The sequence below is a fragment of the bacterium genome (assembly GCA_021372515.1).
In the GTDB taxonomy this organism is placed as follows: domain Bacteria; phylum Gemmatimonadota; class Glassbacteria; order GWA2-58-10; family GWA2-58-10; genus JAJFUG01.
The window spans coordinates 1-3079 of record JAJFUG010000047.1 but is presented as its reverse complement, the minus strand read 5'-3'; the positions used below and the strand labels follow the sequence as shown (position 1 = coordinate 3079).

The window sequence follows — 3079 nt, the reverse complement described above, 5'->3', positions numbered from 1 at the left end:
CAGGGGCAGACAGTCAGCCTGCGCCTGCCCGAGAATGCGAGGATCAGGCGGGCCGCCTGGCTGGCGGTGGAGGACTGGGACAAGCCGCCCGTGGAGTGCCCCCTGGAGCGTAAGGGAGCCGAACTGAGCGTGCGTCTTCCGCGCCTGGGAGCGGCCGGCCTGCTGCGGCTAAAGCTTGGTGAATAAGGCGAGCGGCGTGGATGTTAATGGTCGTTGTTTGGGGTGGGAAGGAATCCGAGAAGCACTGCCGGTTTATCCGTAAGATATTTTCTGTAGGGGCGCACCCGTGTGTGCGCCCGGGCGGAAACATGGGTCCGCCCCTGCACGAATAAAAAGGTTGATCCATGGGGCCGTACTGAAAAAACTCGGGGGCAATTCGTGAATCGCCCCCGAGGGAAATGTCACCGGAGGTACGTAAATGCCGCACACGTTGATTTTCCAGGTGGATTCCTTTACGGACACGCCATTCCGGGGCAACCCGGCCGGGGTCTGTTTCCCCGGCACGGAGCGGCCATCGGAATGGATGCAGAAAGTGGCCGCGGAGATGAACCTTTCCGAGACCGCGTTCCTGTTAGGCGGCCGCGGACATTACAGCCTGCGCTGGTTCACCCCGCGGGTGGAGGTGGAGCTGTGCGGTCACGCCACCCTGGCCGCGGCCCATATCCTCTGGAGCGAGGGCCTGGAGACCGAGGGCGCGGATCTGCGTTTCGACACCCTGAGCGGCGAGCTGCGCGCCTCCCGTGGCAGCCAGGGCTGGGTCGAGCTGGACTTTCCCGCCGACCCGCCTCAGCCCGCCCAGGCGCCGGAGGGCTTGGCCGAAGCCCTGGGGGAGAAACCGGTCAGTGTGCTGAAATGCCGCTACGACTGGTTCTGCGTGCTGGAGAGCGAGGAGGCGGTGCGGGCGCTGACCCCGGATTTCCGCGCCCTGGCCGGCCTGTCCAGCCGCGGGGTGCTGGTGACAGCCCAGGCGGGATCCTCCGAGTACGATTTCGTTTCGCGCTTTTTCGCCCCGGCCTGCGGGATCGATGAGGACCCGGTGACCGGCTCGGCCCACTGCTGCCTGGCCCCCTGGTGGGCCGAAAAATTGGGCAAAGATCATCTGACCGGGTTTCAGGCATCGGAGCGCGGAGGAGTGGTGCGGGTGGAGCCGCGCGGGACAAGGGTCCGTCTGGCCGGACAGGCCGTGACCGTGCTGCGCGCCGCGCTGTGCGGTTGAACAACTGCATTCCAGGCTGAGCGGGGTGTTGCGATGTCCGGTCTGACAAAAATGGCGGCTGTCTGCCTGGCCCTGCTGCTGCCGTCCCTGCTGCCCGCAGCCGAGCTGAGCGTGATGTTCCGCTACGATGACTGCTCGGCGCGCAGCGACATCGAGGCCGAGCTGGCGCTTCTGGAGGTTTTCCGCAGCCACGGGGCGCGGGTCACGTTCGCCCTGACCCCGATTGTCTGCGCCGGGGACGGCTATTCGACCGCCCCGCAGCCGGAGCTGCCCTACCCGTCGGAACGGGCGGAGGCGCTCAGCCCGTTCCTGCGCGACAGCACCCTGGAGCTGGCCCTGCATGGCCTCAGGCACCAGAACGGGCTGAGCGGCGGCCACCCGTGGCGCTCGGATTTTGTCGGTGTGGGCTACAGCGAGTTCTTCGGGCTGGACCGTGAGGCCCAGGCCGAGAAAATCACGCGCGGGGCGGACTATCTGGAGAGTGCGTTCGGCGCGCGGCCACGGATTTTCGTGCCGCCCTGGAACAGCTATGACCGGTCCACCGTGTCCGCGCTGGAGGGCTGCGGTTTATCCTGTCTTTCCGCCGGGACGCGCGGCGAGGCCCCGGAGGGCTCCAGCCTGGCGTTCCTGCCCGCCACCTGCGACAACCTGGGCCGTCTGCGCGAGGTGGTGCGCCTCTGGCAGAGCCAGGGCAGCCCCGAGGCGGCCCTGGTGGTGATGCTGCATGCGAGCCTGTTTGACGGGTCGAGGGCGCGCACGGATTCCGTGCTGACCGATGTCAATTCCACTCTCGGCTGGCTGTCCGGGCAGAAATCCGTGCGGGTGCTGTGTCTGGGCCAGGCGCTGAGTACAGGGCCAAAGTACACGGTGGAGCGGTTCAGACGGTACAACCTCTACCGCAAGGTCTGGCTTGCCGTGCCGCGGGTCTTGAGTCCCCTGCCGCCGGAGCTGTACCTGGAAAACCCGGAGCTGGCCCGGTTGATTGTGCTGGGGGTAGCCGTGTGCGCGGCGCCGCTGCTTGCGCTGGCGCTGGTCACGGGGTGGCTGGTGCGGAGGCGGCGCCTCCGGCGGAGGGACCGGGGTGACGCTTGACCGGGTTCGGCTCGCGGCCGCGCCGGTGCTCGCGCCGCCAGAGCCAGGGCGGCTCGAAAGAGGGCTGTCCGGCGTTGCGGGCGGCTTTCTCGATCCGGATGGCGAGTTCCGGGAACCCGTTGTCGCCGTAGTGGCTCACGGTCTCCCAGGCCAGCCCGTCGGCGATTATTTCCTCGGCGTAAAGACGGTCATCCACGAACACGTGGGCCAGCAGGCGGCCGTAGGTGTCGTCCCGGTAGGGCAGGTACTCCACGCTCGCGGCCGCGGCCACGATACGCTCGGCCTCCGCCTTGGCCCTCTGCCCCAAGTCCTCGCCCCCGCTCCCAAGCTGGCCTTTTTCCGGGGTGTCGATCCCCAGCACCCGGATACGCCGTCCCCCGATCTCGAACGTGTCCCCATCCACCACCCGCACCTGCGTGGCCGCCACCCGGACCCGCTCCCCGGCCAAGGGCTGTGGGGCCTGCGGGGTCAGACCGAGACGCTCCTGCAGGGCTTCTTTGCCGCCCAGCAGCCAAATCATCCCGGCCGCGACAGTCAGGGCCGCCAGGCGGAGCAGCCGGCGGCGGGAGATGACGGGATAGCTTTTCCGTCGCATGCTCAGACCTCGAAAGAGTCCAGGTCGCGGGCGGCCTCGACAGTCACGCCGGTAAACTCCGCGCAGCGCGCGGCCATCTCAAGCGGGTCGAAGGGCGGGTAGACATGCACGAGCACGGCCCGCGCCGCCCCGGAGTCGCGCACCAGGCGCGCCACACCCGAGGGGCTCAGGTGGCC

The 3079-nt window shown here is 68.3% G+C and carries 4 protein-coding genes; 3 read left to right on the top strand and 1 reads right to left on the bottom strand.

Translation table 11 applies throughout. The features are described 5' to 3' along the window. The 3 genes from LLH00_04615 to LLH00_04605 form a co-directional block, all read left to right on the top strand. Nucleotides 1–186: hypothetical protein (locus tag LLH00_04615; protein MCE5270547.1), on the top strand; the 186-nt coding region annotated here is incomplete at its 5' end. A gap of 232 nt (nt 187–418) precedes the next feature. After that, the gene (locus LLH00_04610) at nt 419–1216 is read left to right on the top strand and encodes a PhzF family phenazine biosynthesis protein (protein MCE5270546.1); all 798 of its coding nucleotides are present in this window, start codon (nt 419–421) and stop codon (nt 1214–1216) included. A gap of 33 nt (nt 1217–1249) precedes the next feature. Continuing rightward, nucleotides 1250–2308, top strand: a complete 1059-nt coding sequence (locus LLH00_04605) for a DUF2334 domain-containing protein (GenBank protein ID MCE5270545.1) — start codon at nt 1250–1252, stop codon at nt 2306–2308. Here the strand turns inward: LLH00_04605 and LLH00_04600 are convergent. Continuing rightward, nucleotides 2250–2903, bottom strand: a complete 654-nt coding sequence (locus LLH00_04600; GenBank protein ID MCE5270544.1) for a thermonuclease family protein — start codon at nt 2901–2903, stop codon at nt 2250–2252. The genes LLH00_04605 and LLH00_04600 overlap by 59 nt on opposite strands. Nucleotides 2904–3079: the final 176 nt, after the last annotated feature.